Genomic DNA, 4,215 nt, shown 5'->3' on the forward strand with positions numbered 1-4,215 from the left:
CGGGTTCCAGGCAACGCACGCCGATCATGCCTGCGGCGAGCCTGGTTGCACAACTTATGCATCCCGCAGGTACTAACCTCACCGCACCGCTTGACTTCCGCAGACTTCCCGGTCCGATAGCCGACGTTTGGGACTGGCAGCACCACGGCGCGTGCAAAGGCCGTGACAGCCTGCAGTTTTTCCACCCTGATGGTGAAAGAGGCTCAATCTTAACGGACGTCCGTTAAGAAGGTGCCCTTCCTTTCGGGCTCAGTGCTTGAGGCGGGCCACCGCGTCGGCGATGACCTCGGGGCGTTTGCAGAAGGCGAACCGCACCAGGTGCCGCCCCGCGTCGACGTCGTCGTAGAACACCTGCGCCGGGATCGCCACCACGCCGCTGCGCTCGGGCAGGCCCAGGCAGAACTCGATGCCGTCGGCACCGCCCAGCGGCCGGATGTCGGTGGTGATGAAGTACGTGCCCTCGGCCGCCAGCACCCCGAACCCGGCGTCGGCCAGCCCGGCGCGCAACTGGTCGCGCCGCTCCTGCAGCCCGGTCGTGAAGCCGGTGAAGTAGGCGTCGGGCAGGCCCAGCGCCACCGCGACCGCCGGCTGGAACGGCCCGGCGTTGACGAAGGTGAGGAACTGCTTGACCCGCAGCACCGCCGACACCAGCGCGGCCGGGCCGCTGGCCCAGCCGACCTTCCAGCCGGTGCAGGAGAACGTCTTGCCCGCCGACGAGATGCGCAGCGTGCGCTCCCGCATGCCCGGCAGCGTCGCCAGCGGCACGTGCGGCGACCCGGCGTCGTCGAAGACCAGGTGCTCGTAGACCTCGTCGGTGACGGCGTACGCCCCGAACTCCTGGCACAGCTCGGCGACGAGCCGGAGCTCGGCGCGGGTGAAGACCTTGCCGGTCGGGTTGTGCGGCGAGTTGAGCAGCACCAGCTTCGTCCGCGGCCCGAACGCCGCCCGCAGCCGATCGGGGTCGAAGCCGTAGCGCCCGTCCGGTCCCGGCCGCAGCGTCACCGGCCGCCGGACCGCACCGGCCAGCGCGATGCTCGCCGCGTACGAGTCGTAGTACGGCTCGAAGCACACCACCTCGTCGCCCGGCTCGCACAGCGCGAGGATCGCCGCGGCGATGGCCTCGGTCGCGCCCGCGGTGACCACGACCTCGCCGTCCGGGTCGTAGTCCAGGCCCCAGAACCGGCGCTGGTGCGCCGCGATCGCCTGGCGCAGCACCGGCAGACCCGGTCCGGGCGGGTACTGGTTGTACCCGTCGCGCAGCGCCTTGGCGGCCGCGTCCAGCATCTCGGCGGGCCCGTCGGTGTCGGGGAAGCCCTGCCCGAGGTTCACCGCCCCGGTCTTGACGGCGAGCGCCGACATGGTCGCGAAGATGGTCGTGCCGAACGGGCGCATCCGCTCCACCAGCGGATCGACCCCGGAGAACCCAGCCGTCATGGCCCTATCTTCACCCACCGCCGGACCGGGCTCCGCGTGGGTTCACCGCCGTTCCCGGCAGATCTTGTGCATTTTGTGCTGCCCGACGACATCAAACGCACAAGATCCGCCGCGGGCGGGCTGTCGCGGTCGGGGTGTCACCAGACGTCGCCGGCACGCCAGTCACAGGTCAGTGGTGCGGTCAGGTCGAGCCGGCCGCGCGCCAGCACGAAGATCCCTCCGTCGTCGTCAGGGGTCGGGACGCGCCCGTCCGGCGTGGCGACGTGGGTCGGCCCGAGCCACAGCCGCCAGCCGAGCCGCCGGTAGAAGTCCATCGCCTCCTCCGACGTGGCCAGCGCCCCCAGCTCGTACCTCTCGACCAGCACCGCCACCTGCTTCATCAGGGCACTGCCGCAGCCGCTGCGACGGTGCCCGTGGCGCACCGCGACGGCCTCGACGTAGCCGGTGCGCAGCGGCTGGTCGCCGTACCACAGCGTGCGCTCGACCACCGACGCGTGCCCGATCACCGTGGACCCGTCGAGCGCCAGCACGTGCGTGCCCCCGAGCGCATGCGCCCAGTCGTGCTCGTCGAACCCGTCCTCGAACGCCCCGTCGAGCAGCCCCCGCACCTCCGCCAGCCGTGCCGCCGTCAACTCCCCGCTCCCGACCACCCGCAATTGCATACCCCGCAGCATCTCACCCCGGCGCACCGCTATGATCGCGACGATCTTGCGCGAAGTGTTGCCCATTTGCCCGGATGGCGCGTGTCGTACCCACAGTCCACGCAAGATCGGCGGGGGAGAGGGGGTCAGCAGGGGGTGCCGATGGGGATGTGGGTGAGGGTGGAGTGGGGGCCGGAGCGGATGCGGAGGGGGAGGCAGGTGGGTTCGTCGACGGTGTAGCCGCCGGCGAAGGCCAGCCAGCCTGGGGTGGTGGGGTTGGCGGGGCAGTGGACGCGGATGCGGGTGGTTTCGGGGCCGGGGTTGCCCCAGCCGATGGTGGCGTGTCTCGCGGCGTCGCCGACGATCTCGATGTCGACGGGGGCGCCGGGGCGCACGAGCAGGCCGTGCTTGGCCCACCAGCGGCCGTCGGACGGGACGGGCTGCAGTTGGACGCGGGTGGGTAGGGCCACGGCGTCGAGCAGGGTCTCCAGGGGTGGTTGCGGTCCGTTGTGCTCGATGCCGATGACGTGGTCGCAGGGGATGCGGGGGACGCCGTCGTCGGGGAACGGGGCCGGGGAGGGCGATGAGGGAAGGGCCTGGGCGGTGGGGGTGGTGCGGGGCGGGGTGGGGGCGGGGCTGGTGCAGGCGGTGGTGGCGAGGGTGACCACCGTGGCGGTGACCACCGTGGCCGCGGTGAGCAGGCGGGTCATGCCGGTGACGAGTCGCGGTGGCGGTGTGCGGTTCCGGGGACAGCGCTGCCCCGGCGGAAGGGCCGGGGCAGCGGTGGTGGCGGGTCGCCTGTTCCGGGAGGTGGGTACCTCCCGGAACAGCCGGGTGGTGCGGGCTACAGGGTCAGTGTCCAGCTGTTGATGTAGCCGGTGTCGGCCGAGGCGGCGTCCTGGACCCGCAGGTTCCAGGTGCCGTTCTTGACCTCGCTGGACAGGTTGACCGTGTAGGTCTGGTTGATGTTGTCGGCGCTGCCGCCGGCGCGGTTGTGCAGCACGTACGTCGAGCCGTCGGGCGCGACGAGGGTGACGATCAGGTCACCGATGTACGTGTGCACGATCTGCACCGCGACGGTGGAGGTCGACGACGCGTTGCCCGAGCAGCCCGCGAGGGTGATCGGGCTGTTGACCGTGGTGTTGTCGGGGATGGTCACGTCGGTGCCGTTGGTGCCGGTGCAGACCGGGCTGCCGCCGACCAGGTTCAGCGTCCACGTGTCGATGGTGCCGGTGTCCGCCGTCGCCGCGTCCTGCACCCGCAGCTTCCAGGTGCCGTTGGCGGCCTCGCCGGACAGGTTGACCGTGTACGTCTGGCTGATGTTGTCGGCGCTGCCGCCGGTGCGGTTGTGCAGCAGGTACGTCGAACCGTCCGGCGCGACGAGGTTGACCACCAGGTCACCGATGTAGGTGTGCAGGATGTTCACCGCGACCGTGCTGCCCGCGCCGGCGTTGCCGGTGCAGCCGCTGATGGTGATGGACGACTCCACAGTGGTGTTGTCGGGGATCGCGACGTCGGTGGGGTTGGTGCCGGAGCAGCCGGGCGGGCCGTTGACCGTCAGGTTGAAGGTCGTGGTCCGGGTCGAGCTGGCGCCGGTGCCGGTGATGGTCACCGCGTACGTGCCGGGCGTGGTGCTGCCGGTGGTCGCGATGGTCAGCGTCGAGGTGCCGCCGGCCGAGTTGATCGACGCGGGGCTGAACGACGCGGTGGCGCCCGAGGGCAGGCCGGAGGCGGTCAGGTTGACCGTCTGCGCGCTGCCGTTGGTCAGCGTCGAGGTGATGACGCTGGTGAGGGAGCCACCCGGGTTGACCGAGCCGGACGACGGCGCCGCGGCCAGCGAGAAGTCGTTGCCCGCCGGGCAGGCCGCGTCGTTGCCGGCCACGTTGACCGAGGTCCAGGCGGCCTGGACGGTCTTGTACTCCAGCGAGCACAGGCCGTACAGGTCGGTCGCCGCGGACAGCGTGTACGCCCGCGCGGTGTTGCCCGGGTTGCTGGTCAGCACGTAGCGGGTGCTGGAGGTGAAGTACACGTCCAGCGCCCGGTACCAGATCTTCTCGGCCTTGGTGCGGCCGATGCCGACGACGGCCGGCGGTTCCCGGCCGGACGTTTTCGGACCCGGATCCTCGCAGCATGAGGGGGC

The 4,215-nt window shown here is 71.2% G+C and carries 4 protein-coding genes; all 4 read right to left on the reverse strand.

Going from position 1 to position 4,215, the window contains the following annotated elements; translation table 11 throughout:
* Positions 1-249 precede the first annotated feature (249 nt).
* On the reverse strand, positions 250-1,434 hold the full coding sequence (locus AB0J67_RS39560) for a pyridoxal phosphate-dependent aminotransferase (RefSeq protein WP_363490708.1): 1,185 nt from the start codon (positions 1,432-1,434) through the stop codon (positions 250-252).
* A gap of 137 nt (positions 1,435-1,571) precedes the next feature.
* Positions 1,572-2,066 (reverse strand): GNAT family N-acetyltransferase, encoded by a 495-nt coding sequence (locus AB0J67_RS39565; RefSeq protein WP_363490710.1) that lies wholly within the window; start codon positions 2,064-2,066, stop codon positions 1,572-1,574.
* Positions 2,067-2,221: 155 nt separating this feature from the next.
* On the reverse strand, positions 2,222-2,785 hold the full coding sequence (locus AB0J67_RS39570) for a hypothetical protein (RefSeq protein WP_363490712.1): 564 nt from the start codon (positions 2,783-2,785) through the stop codon (positions 2,222-2,224).
* 134 nt (positions 2,786-2,919) lie between these two features.
* The coding region (locus tag AB0J67_RS39575; RefSeq protein ID WP_363490714.1) for a proprotein convertase P-domain-containing protein at positions 2,920-4,215 on the reverse strand (1,296 nt) is incomplete at its 5' end.

The organism is Catellatospora sp. NPDC049609, from assembly GCF_040675365.1.
Lineage (GTDB): Bacteria > Actinomycetota > Actinomycetes > Mycobacteriales > Micromonosporaceae > Catellatospora.